Source organism: Flavobacterium sp. Flavsp81, assembly GCF_059491325.1.
Map to the genome: position 1 here is coordinate 3,975,634 of NZ_CP168505.1, position 17,461 is coordinate 3,993,094.

A 17,461-nucleotide genomic window follows, 5' to 3' on the forward strand; every position below is an offset into this window, starting at 1 on the left:
GTTAAATTTTTATTTTTTACTTTTAAGTAAAAATCCTTAATCTATAATTTAACATTCTTAAATTTTGGCAAAAATAAACCATAATAATTACCTAGATGTTGTTGATAATGTTTGGACTTCCGCGAAAGAAAAAGGAATCATGCATATTAATTCTGAAGAACAAACTTTTAATGGTAAAAAATTTACTATTAGAGGGAGGGATTTAATAAATTTTGGAACATGTGGTTATTTGGGCTTAGAAATGCATCCCGACTTAATAGCCAATTCAATCGAATTAACACAGAAATTCGGTACGCAATTATCGATGTCCAGGGCATACATTCGTCCCACTTACATTCAGGAGCTGGAAGAGTTAATGTCTCAAATATTTGATGGTAATAAAGTTATCTGCTATACTTCAACTTCAAATGCGCATATTTCTGTTATAGCGACAATTATCAAATCGGATGATTTAATAATACTCGATCAACAAGTACACTTTAGTGTGCAGTTTCCTTGTAAAAATACCAAATTACAGGGAACAGAAGTAAAAATGGTAAGACACTCTAATTATGAAATGTTAGAGGAAATGATTCGTGAAAATTACAATAAATACAACCGCATTTGGTATATGGCAGATGGTGTTTATTCAATGCATGGCGATTTACCGGATACCACTATTTTAAAAAACTTACTTGATAAATACCCGAAACTGCATTTGTATTTTGATGATGCACATGGGATGGGCTGGGATGGAAAAAATGGAGCAGGGTATATCTATGACCGACTGGGAATTAATGAACGTATTGTTTTAATATCAACACTTGCCAAAGGTTTTGGCTGTGTAGGGGGAACAGCTATTTTTGCAGATCCGGAAATGTATCGCAGAACAGATGTTTTTGGCGGACCATTGAGTTATTCTCACCCATTATCTCCTGCGAATGCAGGAGCAGCAATAGCTTCTGCAAAAATTCATCTATCCAACGACATTTATACTTATCAATCAGAATTAAAAGAACTGATGAGTTACATGAATATGAGATTGAAAGAAAAAAATCTCACGAATATTTCTTCACCCAATTCTCCTATTTATTTTATTGGGAGCGGGTTAAATAAAGTAACACGAAATTTTGTTCATCGAATTTTGGAAGAAGGAATCTATGTAAACACAGCTATGTTTCCAGTGGTTCCTAACGATAAATCAGGGTTAAGATTTACATTGACCCGTCACAACACAAAAGCTGATATTGACTTGCTTACAGATGTAATGGCCTATCATTTACCCAGGGCTATTGAAGAAGAAGGAGATAGTGTTGAAAGAGTGTATAAAGAGTTCGGATATCGTTTGCAGAAAAATGAAAACAATTTACTAATTGACCCGGTAAATAATTCAGGTTTAGTGATCGAAGAATATACAACAATACATGATATAAATGCAGAGAGTTGGAATTCGATGTTTAAGGACAGAGGCAACATTACCCATTCAGGAATGCAGGCAATGGAAGAAATTTTTTCCAATAATGAGAAACCAGAAGAGAATTGGAGCTTTCATTACATTATAATTAAAGACCGGGAAGGTAAATTAGTATTGTCTACATTTTTCACGGGGGCTATTTATAAAGATGATATGGTAGCGCAGGAAAATGTGTCAAAACAAATAGAAGATGTGCGTATGAATGATCCATATTACCTATGCTCAAAAACATTGGCAATGGGCTCTCTGTTTTGTGAAGGGGATTTTATTTATGTAGATATTGAACACCCTGAATGGAGAAATTCAGTTAATCATTTATTTGATTTTGTTTCAAAAGTAAAAAAAGACATTGAGGCAACAGCAGTTATTTTTAGAGATTTTGAAGAAGGCAATGTTTTAAACCACATAATAGAAGATGAGGGGTACGCAAAAATACGAATGCCAAACACCAATGTCATCAAGAATCCTAAATGGGAAACCACCAATGATCTGATGGTATTAATAAAATCCAGTAAAAAACGAGATAACATTAAACAATATGCTATCAGACATCTTGATAAGTTTGATGTTAAAATCAAAAATCAGATAACAGATGAGGAGGCAACTCAATATTTTGATTTATTTGCAAATGTCAAAAATGCCAATTATTCATTCAACTTTTTTCAATATCCTGAAAAAATGGCTAAAATTCTCTCTAAATATGAAGAGTGGGAATTTATTGAAATTAGTCTAAAAGAAAATAACCACGTTGTTGCTGTTATCTTTGGACATATTGGTGATGATCACTATTGTCCTTTGATTGTTGGATTAGATTATGATTATATTAATACCCATCATATATACAAGCAAGCCATGTTTCAAATGGTGAAAAGAGGAAACGACCTAAATAAAAAAATTACTTATTTGGGATTGACCGCTGATTTTGAAAAGCAAAAATATTTAGCTTTGACTGTTCCTACATGGGCTTATCTAAAAGTAGATGAAACATACAACTTGGAATTAATTGAGTCGTATTCGAATGTATAAAATTGGATAATAAGTAAGACACCAAAAATAAATCCTGATATGAAAGAAGTAGAAAATGATTTTATTAAATTTTGGATAGAAGATAATATTCTATATTCTCAATTTAAAAAACCAACTGAGGGTACTATTGAAAACATAAAAGCAATAATTGATTTACGCACTGAGATATCAGATAATAAAAAACAATATTGGTGTTATGATTTTAATGGAATTAAATCTTATGATAAAGATGCACGTGATTATGCTGAAAAAAATGGGCAGGAACACTTAGCTGCATGCGCGGCAGTATTAAATTCTCATATTTCAAAATTTATTCTCAATGCATTTATGAGATTGAAAAAACCCATAGTTCCATTAAAAGGTTTTACAAAAAAGAATGATGCGATTAATTGGTTAAACCAATTAAAGGAAAAATACGAACGGGTTGAATCAATATGATTTCTATTAAAGATTAAACAAATCAAATCCCTTTTTTGTTTTTCTCAATACCAAAAAAACTATTAAATCACCCTGGAAATAAAAACTAAAGTGAACTTATCTTTTTTAAATTGCTTTTTTGACAACTTTTTCCTAAAAAAAATGTAAATTAGTTACATAAAACGAAACGATAAATTAAATGACTAGACTAGAAGAAATATTAGCTTTAGTTCGTTCAATCAATGCAGATGAGTTTCAAGAACAGCTTACAACCGGAAATAGTTTAGATGATGTTCATAAAGAGTTACTTTTTTTGGCTGAAAAAATTGAATCTAAAAAGAAAAGAACCGATGTTATCATTGAACATATCTCAAATTGTTATGCTGGAGATTTTTTTAATTATTTACCTGTCTCAGAAAATCAGGATGAATTAGATGTCTTTTGCATGGGATTTAATACCTATATTGAAGAATTAAAATCAGTAATGGTTTCTAGGAATTTATTAAAAAATATTAATAAAAAACTAGTCGAAGAAAAGAAACGTTCTGAACAATTAGCCATGGCAAGAGATGAATTCCTGTCAAGTATGAGCCATGAAATTCGTACTCCGCTTAACGGCATTTTGGGATTTACGGATTTATTGTTAAAAAATCCTTCTTTAGATGCTGACAGTAAAAAGCAATTAGACTATATAAAAATGTCAGGAGATGTTCTTCTCGTGATTATCAATGATATTTTGGATTTAGCAAAAATTGAATCGGGACAAATTACACTCTATGAAAAACCCTTCGATTTATCAAAACAGATCCAGCTGATTTACGATACTTTTTCTACTAAAATACAGGGAAAAGCGATAGATTTTAAAATTGAAATCGATAAAAAAGTTCCTGTAATACTTAATGGTGATTCCATTCGGGTTTCTCAGATATTATTTAATTTAATTAGTAATGCCGTAAAGTTTACTCCTGTAAAAGGGAAAATCAGATTAAAAATTAAGTTTGATAATGAAGACGAAGGGTTTCATTATATAAAAGTGACTGTAAAAGATTCAGGAATAGGGATTCCTTCAGATAAGATAGATGTTATTTTTGACCCATTTATTCAAATAAGCAATGATACGGCAAGAAAATATGGCGGCACAGGATTAGGATTAACCATCATCAAGAAAATTATTACTATTATGAATGGCGAAATCCATGTGAAAAGTAAAGTTGATGTTGGTACGAAATTTACAGTAAACTTACCTTTTGCGAAAGAAAATTCTAATTTAGTAGATTTAAATTCAATTATAAATAAAGATAAATCAGCCATTTTTGTCAATACCAGCGAAAGAATAAAAGTTCTTTTAGCAGAAGATAATCATATTAATCAAATTTTGGTGCAAAAACTGCTTTCAAAATTTAATTTTGATTGTGTTACTGTAGAAAATGGAAGTCTAGCGGTTGAGGCAGTTATTCATGAAAATTTTGATGTTATTTTGATGGATATAATGATGCCAATAATGAATGGGTATAAAGCTGCTTCGATCATCCGTAATTTGAAAGACAAGACAAAAAAAAATATCCCGATTATAGCATTAACAGCTGTTGTGACAGGCTCTGTTATTGAAGCCTGTTCTTCTGTAGGAATAGAAAAATATTTGTCCAAACCCTTCGAGTCAGAAGAGTTGTATAATATTATAACAGAATTAGTTCACAAAATAAAATAATAGATATTTAAAGTAAATAATAATAATGAATTTGAAAAATGCACAACTTGATGTTGATACCTGGATCAAGGAACACGGCGTTCGCTACTTCAACGAACTTACAAATATGGCACAACTTACTGAAGAAGTAGGCGAAGTTGCCCGAATTATTGCGCGCCGCTATGGAGAACAATCAGAAAAAGAAAGCGATAAAAACAAAGATTTAGGCGAAGAATTGGCAGATGTAGTTTTTGTGGTTTTATGCTTAGCGAATCAAACCGGAATTGATTTGCAGGCCGCTTTCGATAAAAAAATGGATTTAAAGTCCGTTAGGGATAAAGACCGTCACAAAAACAATGATAAATTAAAATAATTGTGAAATATTAATGGTGAATTTTGAATTATGAATGAGGAGTGGTAAATTGCGCGCTCGAATTATGTTACTCATATTCGCAACTCATAACTAAAATCATGAATTTAAAATTAAGCACGAATTCACAATTCACAATTGACAACTCACAACTAAATATTACAGGATCAAAAAGTGAAACCAATCGGTTATTGTTACTGAAAGCATTGTTTCCAAATATCGCTTTGGCAAATACTTCTAATTCGGATGATAGTGAAGTCATGCAAAAAGCTTTAGTTGGTCATGACGAAATTATAGATATACATCATGCAGGAACTGCGATGCGTTTTTTAACAGCTTATTTTGCTGTAAATGAAGGCAGGGAAGTAGTAATGACAGGTTCCAGCAGAATGCAGGAGCGTCCGATAAAAATTCTGGTTGAAGCTTTGGCGCAATTAGGAGTTGAGATATCGTATGAAAAAGAAGTTGGTTATCCGCCAATTCGAATCAAAGGAAAAAAAGTTACGGCTTCAAAAGTAAGTTTAGCAGCAAACGTAAGCAGCCAATATATTTCGGCACTTTTATTAGTAGCTTCAAAATTGGAAAATGGCTTAGAACTTACTTTAGAAGGCGAAATTACTTCAATTCCATATATCAAAATGACTTTGGCTTTGCTGAACGATTTAGAAATCAACACCAGTTTTGAAGGGAATATGATTAAAGTTTATCCAAAAGCCGATGTTCCTTCAAAAGAAATGGTGGTAGAATCAGATTGGAGTTCGGCATCATACTTTTTTAGCTTAGTTGCTTTATCTGATGCAGCTTCGATTACATTGAGCAGTTATAAAGAAAATAGTTTACAAGGGGATTCTGCTTTAGTTTCTATTTATGAAAAAATGGGTGTTCAGACTACATTTCAGAATAATAAAATGACTTTGGTAAAACAAAAGGATTTTAAATTTGAAACAGTTAATTTCGATTTGAATAATACGCCGGATATAGCGCAAACAATTGTAGTTACCTGTTTAGGTTTAGGGATTGGATGTCATTTAACAGGTCTTCATACACTGAAAATTAAAGAAACAGACAGACTTGAAGCACTTAAAATCGAACTGACAAAATTAGGCGCAAATATTTCGGTTACCAATGACAGCTTAACTTTAGGACTTTCCGATACTATTAATCCTAATGTAAAAATTGCTACCTATAATGATCACCGCATGGCAATGGCGTTTGCTCCTTTAGCGACTAAAGTGCCTATTATTATCGAAAACGCTGAGGTAGTTTCAAAATCATATCCTGATTTTTGGAATGATTTAAAAGAATTGAACTTCGAAATTTCAGAATTGTAATTGTTTTTACCATATAAGAAATATAAGTTCATTTAAACTGAATGTAAATATTGAACTTCAAAATGAATTGCCTTCAGTTTCAACTGGAGGTTTTTTTATGATTAATTTTTCAGCTTTAACCAACAAAAAACATTCACTAATTTCAAAAATTCAAATTAAATGAACTTATATCACTTACTATGGTGCAAAAAACGTTTTTTAATGAAGTCAAACCATCAGTAAATCAACGACTTTTGAAAATAAACAGCAAAACACTTGACAACGCCTGTCTCACAATCGTATATTTGCACACGATTTATAATTTTAGATATAAAAATCTAAATTCTACATTCTAAAATCAACAATTCAAATATGAAATTATCACATTTTCAGTTTAATTTACCGAAAGAACTTTTAGCCGAATTTCCGGCAGAAAACAGAGACGAATCTCGTTTAATGGTCATTGACCGTAAAAAACAAACTATAGAGCACAAAATGTTTAAAGATGTTATCAATTATTTTGATGATGGTGACGTTTTGATTCTTAACAATACTAAAGTTTTTCCTGCACGTTTGTATGGAAACAAAGAAAAAACAGGCGCAAGAATTGAGGTTTTCTTATTAAGAGAATTGAATTCAGAGCAACGTCTTTGGGATGTTTTGGTTGATCCTGCCCGTAAAATCAGAATAGGTAATAAACTTTATTTTGGTGATGACGATTCATTAGTTGCCGAGGTAATCGACAATACAACTTCTCGTGGAAGAACTTTACGTTTCTTGTATGATGGTTCTTATGAAGAATTCAGAAATAAACTGACAGAACTCGGAGAGACTCCAATTCCAAAATACATCAACCGTGAAGTAACTCCGGAAGATGCCGAAAGATATCAAACTATTTATGCAAAAGAAGAAGGAGCTGTTGCTGCACCAACTGCAGGTTTACACTTTTCTAAACACCTTTTGAAAAAGTTAGAAATCAAAGGAGTAAATTTTGCCGAGGTAACATTACACGTTGGTCTTGGAACTTTTAATCCGGTTGAGGTTGAAGATTTATCAAAGCACAAAATGGATTCAGAGGAACTTATTATTAAACAGGAAGCTTGTGATATAGTAAATACTGCCAAAGCAAATAAAAAACGTATTTGTGCAGTAGGAACTACTTCGATGCGTGCTATCGAAAGCTCTGTATCTTCTCAAAGTACTTTAAATCCTTATGAAGGCTGGACAAATAAATTTATTTTTCCTCCTCACGATTTTAGTATTGCAAATTGTATGATTACAAATTTTCACACACCAAAATCAACATTGTTAATGATGATTTCTGCCTTCTGTGGTCACGATTTAATGAAAAGAGCATATGACGAAGCAATCAAAGAAGAATATAAATTTTATTCTTACGGAGATGCAATGTTAATCATCTAATCTAAAACATATAGATTTAAGAAACCTGTCAGTGATGACGGGTTTTTTGTTTTAAAATTAGGGCGTATTTCGGGCTATCCATTTCAAGTTTTGCAATAAAAACCAAGTAATACTAGCACTGCGGTAGCTTCCGCTGGTCGCTTCCTCGTTGCAATATTACTACCATTTTCATTGTAAAAGCTTTCCATTTCTATCCCTAACGCAATTTCAATCCAAAAGAAAAATCCGTTTTCATCTGCGTTTTCGCGATAGCGGATCTGTTCATCCACGTATCAATACTTTAGTAACGTCCGAACCTGAAACTTGAAACCTGAAACAAAAACAAACTTTTAGAGCATTTTTTGTTATTTTTACCGCACAAAACAAAAACAATGACTTTTCAAAATACATGCGAATTCGCGAAGCAACTTGACTCACAAGACCCTTTAAATCATTACCAGAATCAATTTATTTTTCCTAAAGTAAACGACAAACGCGTTATTTATTTTACAGGAAATTCTTTGGGGCTACAGCCAAAACGTACCCAGGCTTATATAGACGAAATAATGAATGACTGGGGCAATCTTGCGGTTGAAGGTCATTTTTATGCTGAAAAACCATGGTGGGATTATCAGGAGAGATTTGCAGCACCGTTGAGTAAAATTGTTGGGGCATTGCCTTCAGAAGTTACCGTAATGAATACTCTAACAGTGAATCTGCATTTGTTGATGGTTTCATTTTATCAGCCAACATCAACGCGGTATAAAATTATCTGCGAAGAAAAAGCATTTCCTTCCGATCAGTATATGTTTCAAAGTCAGGTTGATTTTCATGGATACAAACCAGAAGACGCAATTGTAGAAATTAAACGCCGTGAAGGCGAACACAATATTCGTCTGGAAGATGTTTTAGCCAAAATTGAAGAAGTTGGCGATGAACTGGCTTTGGTTTTAATAGGAGGAGTAAATTATTATACAGGACAAGTTTTTGATATGAAAACCATTACGGCTGCCGGTCAGAAAGTTGGTGCAAAAGTCGGCTGGGATTTAGCACATGCTGCAGGAAACATCAAACTGGAACTCCATGATTGGAATGTAGATTTTGCTGCCTGGTGCAGTTATAAATATATGAATTCAGGACCAGGAAATGCTTCCGGCTGTTTTGTGCACGAAAAACATCATAACAATTCTGATTTGCCTCGTTTTGCAGGCTGGTGGGGACATAATAAAGAGCGCCGTTTTAAAATGGAGCCCACTTTTGATCCTGTTCAGGGAGCTGGAGGCTGGCAAATTAGTAATTTACCGGTACTTTCATTAGCACCCTATTTAGCTTCGGTTGAAATGTTTGCTGAAGTTGGAATGGATGTGCTGATTGCAAAAAGAGATAAAATTACTTCTTATCTTGAATTCATTTTGCACGAAATAGACAAAGAAGTGAACAGTAGTTTCGAAATTATAACACCTTCAAATCCGGAAGAAAGAGCTTCTCAATTATCTGTTTTTTTACATGGGGAAGGAAGAAGTTTATTCGATTATTTAATGAAAAACGGAGTTATTACAGATTGGCGCGAACCTAACGTAATTCGTCTGGCTCCGGTTCCGTTGTATTGCTCTTATGAAGACATGTATGATTTTGGTCAAATACTTAAAAAAGGAATTCTGCGATAAATCCAATCAGATAATTTTATAATATTTTAACTAAATCATATAACACAACTGGTCCCGGTTGTGGTTTAATTTGTTATGGTATAATTTAAAAGCCAGCAATCATGAAAGTAGTATATATATTATTAGCAGCTTTAAGTATCATGTCGTGTCAGAATAAGGATAAGATAGATATTAATAAAGCGAAACAAGCTAGTATTGATTCGATGAAAGTTGAAATTAATAAACAAAAAGTTATTGATTCAATGAAAGTAGAGATGGCTAAATTGGAAAAAGAAAAAGAAGATGCAAAAGCCGAATCACAAAAAGTAGTTGTTGTAAATCGTCAGGCTGATGGTACTGCCACAACTACAACAACGACGAAAAGGAAAGGTTGGAGTTCTGCTGCTAAAGGTGCTGTAATTGGTGCCGGAGTTGGTGCTATTACCGGAGCAGCCATAAGTAAGAAAAAAGGCGAAGGAGCTATAATTGGAGGTTTGGCAGGTGCCGGAGTTGGAGCCGGAACGGGAGCCATTATTGATAGCAGTAAGAAAAAAGAATAAACTTTGAAACTTGTGTGACATATATAAAAAACCCGATTTAGAATTCTAAATCGGGTTTTTTATATTATATCAGATTTTGAAGTGTTTGAATTTATATTAAAATTTTCTTTAAAGATTCGGCTATACTACGCCATAAAAAGTTGTAAAATGATTTCTCCTGAATTCGGTTTAATTCAACCGATGCCTTTTTGGCTTTATCATCCGAGTCATTTTTCAGGATTAAATTGGCAATAGCAGTTTTTAATTTTGCTTCTTTTTCCGGACTTTTCTTTTTGTAAAGTTTCACTTTTAAATCATCATAAACTAAGGATGCATTTCCTGTCGCGCTATTGTCATTTCCATAAAAATTAAAACGGTATGTTTTAAAAGTTCCCGTAAAAGAAGTGTTTATATAAGGTCTGGTAAACTTGGCAAGCGCTGCAACATTAAAATTTGAAATTCTTCCCTGAATATGAAAACTGTCTTTTAAATCCAAAACATTAAAATTCCAATTAACATGTAAAGGCGAATTTTTCATGAACTGACAATCAATATTGATTTTTACATCGTCAGCCTTTTTTAATCCAAAACCATTCTGAAGATTATTGGCCTGAAGATTAAAATGTTCGAAAGTCAAAATCCCCGGCCCTTTAGAAAAATCAATTTCTTCCTCATAAACCAATTTTGATTTTCGAATTTGTAAAGAATCAATTTTCATCGGAAATTTAATTTTTCTCAATAAAGCGTTGTACAGATATTTTTTGCTTAAATCGTCCTTTGGCATTTTGCTGCGGTAAATATTAGCATCAAAATGATCCATAACTATTGAGGAAGCATTAAAGAAAAAACGATCATCTTTAAAGCCCCATTTCAGATTGTTGATATTGGCAGAATCTAATTTCAAAGTATAAATATCTTTTTCCTTTTCAAGTTTCCGGACAAAAACTTTTCGGGAATAAGCTGGTAAAACAGATAATTTATTGATTTTCAGAAAGTTGTTTTCGGTAATGATTTTACCAATATTGATATGGTAAAAAGGATTTGGCTTATAATAAATACTATCACAAATCAGAGAGTATTTTTCGTAGTGAAGCGGAATTTTTTCTTTCAGCGTTGCATCAGTTATCAAAATCCCTTCCAGTTTCAAAATGATTTTTTTGATATTAAAAATAGGTTTGGTTGTTTTTAATGAAACAACATCTACAGCTCCGTCATTAATATAAATGTTAGAAACCGCTATGATTTTTTGGAATGGTTCAATAATTTGGGTCTGAATACTTTTGCTGTTATTCAAAAGCTTTTCATTTTTTTTATATAAAATGATCCGTGGCTTATTTATGATTATGCTTTCGGCCTGGATAATATCATGAAAGGCTAAATCCCAAATATTAAAATGTTTAATCGTTACAGATTCAATTTTAGAATAAAGTCCATTTTTGCTGTCTTTAGGCTCGTTTTTTGGATGAACCAACAATGTCGTTGCATAGATGTTTCTGGACCAAAGATCCACTTCAATTTTTTCGTAATTGATGTGATATACTGTTTTGTTTTTCTCGTGAATGATAATTGGCAGTTGTTTTTTTATCCAATAGTTGAGGCCAATATTGATTAAAATCACAAAAAGAAAGACTGAAATTACACCGATTGCTAATTTTTTATAGATTGACATTTATCGTATTGGTTTTAATACATAAATTTAGACTTTTAAAAACTTTGTTTCTTATATGATTATATCTTTAAGTTACATCATTAGTTAATTAGATATGTTTATACTGTTTTGAATATGAGAAAAATTAAAAAAATCCTGTTGATTTTATTATTGCTGATAGTTATCCTCGGTATAGGTTTGTGTGGTTATATATTTCATCTGAAGCCTACATATGAAGGAGAGCTGGAGTTAAAAAATCTACAGAAGGAAACCACAGTCTATTTTGATGATTTTGGTGTTCCTCATATTTATGCCGATTCTGAAAAAGATGCAATGACCGCTTTAGGCTATGTACATGCGCAGGAAAGATTATGGCAAATGGAATTATTAAGACGTATTGCACCGGGAAGATTGTCTGAGATTTTTGGATCGGTAGCGCTTAAAAATGATAAATTTTTCTCCGGAATCGGTATTGAAGAAGCTTCGGCGAAAGCCATTTCCAAATTAGACGAAAACAGCCTGAGTTATCAATTGACAATGGCATATTTAGACGGAATTAATCAATATTTAGAAGAAGGTGTTACGCCGCTTGAGTTTACTTTGGTAGGTGTGAAAAAAGAAAAATTTACGATAAAAGATGTTTATAATATTTTCGGATACATGTCTTTTAGTTTTGCAATGGCTCAAAAAACAGATCCGTTATTGACAACAATCCGAAATAAATATGGTGCTGAATATTTGAAAGATTTAGGAATTGAAGGAGCGTTTAATACAACACAACTTAAAAGTTCAAAAGAAAATTTAGAAGAATATACTACAATTTCAAAATCGATAGCGGCTTTGTTAGATAAATCCCCGATTCCGCCATTTATTGGCAGTAACAGCTGGGTTGTCGGTCCAAATAAAACCAAAAGCGGAAAAGTAATTTTTGCTAATGATCCACATATTGGATTTTCGCAGCCCGGAACCTGGTATGAAGCACATTTGGTAACACCCAATTATGAATTGTATGGCTGTTATCTTGCAGGAACCCCGTTTCCGCTATTGGCACACAATCGCGATTATGCTTATGGTCTGACAATGTTCGAAAATGATGATATTGATTTTTATCAGGAAACAAATAAAAAGGGAGATTCAAATCAGTATCAGACGCCAACCGGTTTTAGTATGTATGAAACCAGAAAAAAAATAATCAAGGTAAAAGACACATCAGATGTGGTTTTGACCATTAAATCGAGTCGCCACGGATCAATTATGAATGATTTGCTGGAACGTTTAAAAAGTAAAAACCCAATAGCGATGTCATGGACTTATACACGGGAACCTATTCAGATTTTGGATGCTGTTTACGGTCTTTCGCACGCTAAAAACAAGGATGATTTTAGAAAATCAGTGCAATTAGTTGCAGCTCCGGGATTGAATGTCATGTATGGTGACGCCAAAGGAAATGTAGCCTGGTGGGCAACAGGAAAGCTTTACAAACACAATAAAGGGGTTAATTCGTTTTTTATTTTAGACGGGGCAAGTGGTAAAGATGATATTGTGGAATATTTGGATTTTTCTAAAAATCCATCTGCTGAAAATCCAAAATGGGGATATGTATATTCGGCAAATAATCAGCCTGAAGCAATTGACGGCTATCTGTATCCGGGATATTATTTGCCTGAAGACCGGGCTAAAAGAATTTCAGCAATATTAGAACCAAAATCCGATTGGGATAAAGAGGCAATTAGTAAAATGATTTATGATAATGTTTCACCTGTTGTTGCCGGCACGGTTAAAAGTTTAATTTCGAATGTAAATACCAGTTCGCTTTCTGTGGAAGAAAAACAAGCGGTTGCAGTTTTGAAATCATGGAACGGAACTCATAATATCGAAGCTGTTGCCCCAACAATCTATACTAAATGGATTTATCAGTATTTGAAAAACACGTTTGAAGATGAAATGGGTGAGGATAATTTTAATTTATTTTTAGGAACCAGCATAGGCAAACAAGTAATCGCCAGACAAGTCACAAATGAAAATTCGGTTTGGTGGGATAATATCAACACTGAAAATATAAAAGAGACGAGAAGTGAAATTATTTCAAAGTCATTTCATCAGGCGATTACAGCACTTCAAAAACAATTAGGGAATTCTGTTTCTGATTGGACCTGGGGGAAAGTACATACTGTTGAACACGAACATCCGTTAGGAAAAATAGCTGCCTTACGAAAATTATTTAATGTCGGGCCCTTTGCTGTACCGGGATCAAATGAGGTAATTAATAATCAGTTTTTTGGTTATAACGATGATGGTAAATATTATGTAAAAGGCGGACCATCAACGAGAAGAGTTGTCGATTTTTCGGACATAGAAAACAGTTGGAGCATTTTACCAACCGGACAATCAGGAAATCAATTTAGCAAACATTACAACGATCAGGCTGAAATGTATAATGCAGGCAAGTTCAGAAAAATGAAACTTAACAAAGAAGAAATTATAAAAACTTCGACAAAACTGGTTTTGAAACCTAAAAAATAAAAAAATGATTTCATTTTTAAAACCTCATAACCTTAAAAAAGTGAGATAAAAGTTTTTAACTTTTATCTCACTTTTTTTACTTAGCCATTATGTATTTGCCCATAACAACATCTTTAGCATATATTTCCAGATTAGTATTGAGTGCCTTATTGGTAGTCATTAGATTTGTAGTTTGGTAACTACTGTCTTTTTGATATGCTTTTAACAGCGTTTCTAATTCTACTTCGTCATGAAACGCAAACATATTATAAACGGCATCCCTGAAGTTTTTAAAATTGATAGTTTCTGTTATTTCCATGGTTTTTTGATCATTCCATTTCTCTTTTGAAGCCGTTTCGTTTATTCTGTTTAAACAATAATCAATAAAATATGTTTTGTAATTGGCAGCTTCAATGATTTTGTTGATTATAATTGCATTTTGTTGGGTAGGCATAGGAATTACTTTCGGATATGTTTGAGAAATCCCAAGTGATGGAATAAACATAATTAGTAATAAGGCTAAAAAGGAATGCTTTTTTAAATTCTTCATAGGTTATTTTTCAAAATTACTTACAGCTTTAATGCTATAAATTGAGTTGATCCGGATTATAAAATCGTTTTTTTGGGTGGCGCTAAAATAGTATTTTTTGCTGAAAATGCTCAATTGTAAAATGCCTTTCAAAAAAAAAACTCTAATAATACAGTTTTTCATTTGTATCATCGGAGTTCGTAGAATAAGAATTCCATAAAAAGAATTCGCTTGTTTTTGTCTATTTTCTTGAACTTCGCATTGCTTTTACGATTTTCAGGTTTTTATCTTTAGACAGTTTTTGATATTCCTCAGTTTCCCTTCCAAAAAGAGCGATCTTTCCGTTTTCATTATTATGAATACCCCAGCCATATCGTTTGGTTAAAGGTGAAGCACGCAAACAGGCTTGACCTTTTGAGAAGAATTTTTCACGGGCTTCGTTATATTCAGATTTAGTTAAATCATTTTTGTCTGCAAAAACCTGAAATAAAACATCATCTGAAGAATATTTATAAGGATTCTGACTTATCATTTCAAACTCAATATTGGCAATAGTTTTTGCATCGCCTTTTTGTTTTGGAATTTCACCACTCGTAGCAGGACAATCTTCTGCCACTTCTATAAAAGTGTTTTCGTAGTTTGTAGTGTGAACTTTCATCTTAATTTAGTTATAAATTGATAAAATATAATACATGCTAAAATAATAATTTCAAATAAAAACTCCAATAACACAGATTCAGATCTGTGTTAGTGGAGTTAACTCAATAACGATTATTGTTATATTATTTTTTGGAAATTTCGGCTAATATTTTTTTTCCGTTTTCATTTGTCGGATCAAGTTCTATGGATTTTTTGTAATTCACAATTGCCAATTTTGTATTTCCGTCTTTCAAATAAGCTTCTCCTAAACTGTCATAAACATTTCCGGATTTAGGGAAATTCTCTACATTTATTTTGAAAACTTCTATAGATTCTTTCGTTTTTCCGGTTTGCAATAACTGATATCCAACATTATTCATGTCGGCTTCTTTAATGCCGTAGGCAGGATCTTTTTTTAACTTGTTATAGGTATTCACACCCTTTGCGGCTCCTTGTTCTGTAAATACATCTAACAATTCGAATGCTAATGATTTTTTAGGCTGATCAAAAGGCTGACCGTATAAAATAGCTCTGATACCCTCATTTATTTGATCTAAAATAGTTCCTCCGGTATTGTTTAATAAAACTACTAAATTTTTATCAGCAGGAATACGGGATATTACAGTATTAAATCCGTTAATCCCTCCGCCGTGTTCTATAATTTTCAGTTTATCGGCACCATTTCTTGCTTCAATAATAAACCATCCGTAACCGTAAAAAGCACTTCCAACATTAATATAAGGTTTAAATAATGATTCCATTGATTTTGACGAAAGCAATTGATTTGTATAAAGTGCCTGATCCCAAAGGTATAAATCTTCTACAGTTGAATATAAAGATCCGGCTGCATACGGAATACTCATGTCAAGATAAGGAGCGTTAATGAGTTTTTTGCCTTGTTTTTCATAACCTGCAGCTCTCTTTTTTAAGATAACCTCGCCATGGTCATAACCTGTATTTGCCATTTTTAAAGGTGTTAAGATAGTTTCCTGTAAATATTGCTCGTATGATTTACCCGAAACTTTTTCAATAATATACCCTAATAAAAAATATCCCGAATTGCTGTAATTAAACTTTTCCCCTGGCGTAAATTCAAGCGGTAAATTTTCAAATGTTTTTACAAATTCTTCCGGCGTATAAGGATCCCGGCTTTTTTCTTTCAGGAAATTGGGGGCTGAAGTATAATTTGGAATTCCCGATGTATGTGTAAGCAAGTGATGAACTGTTATTTTGTCTCCCGTTGCTTTTGGATAATTTGGTAAATAGTTTGTAATAGATGCATCTAATTTTAGTTTTCCTTTTTCGGCCAGTTTAACAATTAAGAATGCCGTAAATTGTTTGCTGACAGAGCCTAATCTAAATTTGGTATCAGGCTGATTTTGGATATCCCATTCCATATTTGCCTGGCCATACCCTTTTTTGAAAATGACTTTTCCGTGTTCTGCAACAAGTGCAGATCCGTTAAATTGTCCATACTCATTGTATTTGCTTAAGAGCTGGTCAATTTGAGCTGCCTTGTCTTGTGCGGTAACTGTAAAGGTAAACAGGTGAACTATAAAGCATACTGCAATTAGCTTGATTGATTTTTTCATGGGTATTTGCTTTTTGATTTGATGATTGAAACTGTATAAAAATCTGTAATCTAATTTGTTAAACGGATTTGCAAAATTAAATGTCTTATTATTTTCGTATTCTAATCTTGTTAGACGACTGAAATTTTATTTTGTTTCAAAATTAATCAGCTTTTTCTCTTATTTTTTCAAAAGCAAAGAATTTAAGGTAAAAAAAGAGCTATTTTTTAATAGCTCTATGTTCGTAACTCACAATTCGTTTCAGTTTCCAATCATTATCTTTTCGTTCCCAAATATGAACAAATTTCCCGGTTCCAACCGGAATATCATTTACAAGAAAAGTGTGTTCGCCCAATTGTACAGCACCAAAATCTCCCAATTTGTCAATATTGCAGGAGTTTAATTTTCGGGTAAGTTTATCAGGTCTGGCACATTTTTCTGCTAAAGTTTTTATTTCCTTTCCTTTAGAGAGGTTTAATCCGTTACGATCGTCGTAAAACTCAATATCGTCAGCTATTATTTTTTTGAAAAGTGCTGCATCACATTGATTAAAGGCAACATCAAAAAGTAAACTGTCCATTTTAATGATTTCAGTTTTCAAAAGATTCATTTTTATAACCTCACTGTTTGTTTGAGCTGTTGCTGCCCTGCTTAAAAATAACATAAAAAGGACTAATATATTTACCATAGGTATCATAGTTACGGTCTTGTTAGAATTCATTT

General features: G+C 32.7%; 14 protein-coding genes. 9 read left to right on the forward strand and 5 right to left on the reverse strand.

From position 1 onward, the window contains the following. The first annotated feature begins 64 nt into the window (after window positions 1–64). The 8 genes from ACEN92_RS16735 (at window position 65) to ACEN92_RS16770 (ending at window position 9,870) form a co-directional block, all read left to right on the forward strand. Complete coding sequence (locus ACEN92_RS16735; protein ID WP_495639476.1) at window positions 65–2,479, forward strand: aminotransferase class I/II-fold pyridoxal phosphate-dependent enzyme; 2,415 nt, start codon at window positions 65–67, stop codon at window positions 2,477–2,479. Between the two features lie 39 nt (window positions 2,480–2,518). After that, entirely contained in the window at window positions 2,519–2,917 is a 399-nt protein-coding gene (locus ACEN92_RS16740; RefSeq protein ID WP_495639477.1) for a DUF7793 family protein, read from the forward strand. 178 nt (window positions 2,918–3,095) lie between these two features. Then, window positions 3,096–4,604, forward strand: a complete 1,509-nt coding sequence (locus tag ACEN92_RS16745) for an ATP-binding protein (RefSeq protein WP_495639478.1) — start codon at window positions 3,096–3,098, stop codon at window positions 4,602–4,604. Window positions 4,605–4,629: 25 nt separating this feature from the next. Beyond that, complete coding sequence (locus ACEN92_RS16750; RefSeq protein ID WP_007811153.1) at window positions 4,630–4,956, forward strand: nucleotide pyrophosphohydrolase; 327 nt, start codon at window positions 4,630–4,632, stop codon at window positions 4,954–4,956. A 98-nt stretch (window positions 4,957–5,054) separates the two neighbouring features. Continuing rightward, window positions 5,055–6,284 carry a 3-phosphoshikimate 1-carboxyvinyltransferase gene (locus ACEN92_RS16755; RefSeq protein WP_495639479.1) on the forward strand — a complete coding sequence of 410 codons (1,230 nt, stop codon included), beginning with the start codon at window positions 5,055–5,057 and terminating at the stop codon, window positions 6,282–6,284. Window positions 6,285–6,635: 351 nt separating this feature from the next. Next, on the forward strand, window positions 6,636–7,685 hold the full coding sequence (gene queA / locus ACEN92_RS16760) for a tRNA preQ1(34) S-adenosylmethionine ribosyltransferase-isomerase QueA (protein WP_495639480.1): 1,050 nt from the start codon (window positions 6,636–6,638) through the stop codon (window positions 7,683–7,685). Between the two features lie 371 nt (window positions 7,686–8,056). Continuing rightward, entirely contained in the window at window positions 8,057–9,331 is a 1,275-nt protein-coding gene (gene kynU / locus ACEN92_RS16765) for a kynureninase (protein WP_495639481.1), read from the forward strand. A gap of 101 nt (window positions 9,332–9,432) precedes the next feature. Further along, window positions 9,433–9,870, forward strand: a complete 438-nt coding sequence (locus tag ACEN92_RS16770) for a glycine zipper family protein (RefSeq protein ID WP_495639482.1) — start codon at window positions 9,433–9,435, stop codon at window positions 9,868–9,870. Window positions 9,871–9,961: 91 nt separating this feature from the next. Here ACEN92_RS16770 and ACEN92_RS16775 read toward each other — a convergent pair whose 3' ends face one another. Continuing rightward, the gene (locus ACEN92_RS16775; protein WP_495639483.1) at window positions 9,962–11,518 is read right to left on the reverse strand and encodes a hypothetical protein; all 1,557 of its coding nucleotides are present in this window, start codon (window positions 11,516–11,518) and stop codon (window positions 9,962–9,964) included. A 114-nt stretch (window positions 11,519–11,632) separates the two neighbouring features. Between ACEN92_RS16775 and ACEN92_RS16780 the strand changes: the two genes are divergently transcribed. Then, window positions 11,633–14,020 (forward strand): penicillin acylase family protein, encoded by a 2,388-nt coding sequence (locus ACEN92_RS16780; RefSeq protein WP_495639484.1) that lies wholly within the window; start codon window positions 11,633–11,635, stop codon window positions 14,018–14,020. A 76-nt stretch (window positions 14,021–14,096) separates the two neighbouring features. On the opposite strand, the gene ACEN92_RS16785 is transcribed toward ACEN92_RS16780, so the two are convergent. From ACEN92_RS16785 to ACEN92_RS16800, 4 genes are all read right to left on the reverse strand, one after another. Beyond that, window positions 14,097–14,549 carry a hypothetical protein gene (locus tag ACEN92_RS16785; protein ID WP_495639485.1) on the reverse strand — a complete coding sequence of 151 codons (453 nt, stop codon included), beginning with the start codon at window positions 14,547–14,549 and terminating at the stop codon, window positions 14,097–14,099. 220 nt (window positions 14,550–14,769) lie between these two features. Continuing rightward, window positions 14,770–15,186 (reverse strand): DUF6157 family protein, encoded by a 417-nt coding sequence (locus ACEN92_RS16790; RefSeq protein WP_495639486.1) that lies wholly within the window; start codon window positions 15,184–15,186, stop codon window positions 14,770–14,772. A gap of 124 nt (window positions 15,187–15,310) precedes the next feature. Further along, a complete protein-coding gene (locus ACEN92_RS16795; RefSeq protein WP_495639487.1) occupies window positions 15,311–16,759 on the reverse strand; it encodes a serine hydrolase in 1,449 nt (482 codons plus the stop codon). A gap of 199 nt (window positions 16,760–16,958) precedes the next feature. Then, complete coding sequence (locus ACEN92_RS16800) at window positions 16,959–17,459, reverse strand: nuclear transport factor 2 family protein (RefSeq protein WP_495639488.1); 501 nt, start codon at window positions 17,457–17,459, stop codon at window positions 16,959–16,961. Between the last annotated feature and the right edge of the window lie 2 nt (window positions 17,460–17,461).

What these genes read in the sequence shown, in the direction of transcription:
- ACEN92_RS16740 (WP_495639477.1), top strand. Translation starts at nt 2,519, where the DNA reads ATGAAAGAAGTAGAAAATGATTTTATTAAATTTTGGATAGAAGATAAT.
- ACEN92_RS16745 (WP_495639478.1), top strand. Translation starts at nt 3,096, where the DNA reads ATGACTAGACTAGAAGAAATATTAGCTTTAGTTCGTTCAATCAATGCA.
- ACEN92_RS16750 (WP_007811153.1), top strand. Translation starts at nt 4,630, where the DNA reads ATGAATTTGAAAAATGCACAACTTGATGTTGATACCTGGATCAAGGAA.
- ACEN92_RS16755 (WP_495639479.1), top strand. Translation starts at nt 5,055, where the DNA reads ATGAATTTAAAATTAAGCACGAATTCACAATTCACAATTGACAACTCA.
- queA (WP_495639480.1), top strand. Translation starts at nt 6,636, where the DNA reads ATGAAATTATCACATTTTCAGTTTAATTTACCGAAAGAACTTTTAGCC.
- kynU (WP_495639481.1), top strand. Translation starts at nt 8,057, where the DNA reads ATGACTTTTCAAAATACATGCGAATTCGCGAAGCAACTTGACTCACAA.
- ACEN92_RS16770 (WP_495639482.1), top strand. Translation starts at nt 9,433, where the DNA reads ATGAAAGTAGTATATATATTATTAGCAGCTTTAAGTATCATGTCGTGT.
- ACEN92_RS16775 (WP_495639483.1), bottom strand. Translation starts at nt 11,518, where the DNA reads ATGTCAATCTATAAAAAATTAGCAATCGGTGTAATTTCAGTCTTTCTT.
- ACEN92_RS16780 (WP_495639484.1), top strand. Translation starts at nt 11,633, where the DNA reads ATGAGAAAAATTAAAAAAATCCTGTTGATTTTATTATTGCTGATAGTT.
- ACEN92_RS16785 (WP_495639485.1), bottom strand. Translation starts at nt 14,549, where the DNA reads ATGAAGAATTTAAAAAAGCATTCCTTTTTAGCCTTATTACTAATTATG.
- ACEN92_RS16790 (WP_495639486.1), bottom strand. Translation starts at nt 15,186, where the DNA reads ATGAAAGTTCACACTACAAACTACGAAAACACTTTTATAGAAGTGGCA.
- ACEN92_RS16795 (WP_495639487.1), bottom strand. Translation starts at nt 16,759, where the DNA reads ATGAAAAAATCAATCAAGCTAATTGCAGTATGCTTTATAGTTCACCTG.
- ACEN92_RS16800 (WP_495639488.1), bottom strand. Translation starts at nt 17,459, where the DNA reads ATGAATTCTAACAAGACCGTAACTATGATACCTATGGTAAATATATTA.